Annotated in this window: 1 protein-coding gene; it reads left to right on the top strand. The window is 68.5% G+C overall.

Annotated features, from left to right (window positions below):
* A partial coding sequence (locus SB816_RS34495; RefSeq protein ID WP_410548557.1) for a DUF2957 domain-containing protein occupies positions 1-241 on the top strand: 241 nt, incomplete at both ends.

A 241-nucleotide genomic window follows, 5' to 3' on the forward strand; every position in this document is an offset into this window, starting at 1 on the left:
GCCGGTGCTCGTGCGCACGGGCGTCGCGAACCCGAACCCGACGCCGGACAGCAACGGCGTGCCGGGCCTGACCGCCGACGACGAATCGAGCATCTCGATCCTGTCGCCGCAGACGGCGATCGCGGCCGGATCGCAGAACGGCGAATACATCGGCGTCGACAGCCAGTTCGACTACCGCACCACCGCGCTGATCAACAACCAGGCCACGCTGCTCGATCCGTTCCAGCCGTCGCAGGCTTCG

It is taken from the genome of Achromobacter sp. SIMBA_011 (assembly GCF_046535435.1).
GTDB lineage: Bacteria > Pseudomonadota > Gammaproteobacteria > Burkholderiales > Burkholderiaceae_B > Achromobacter > Achromobacter dolens.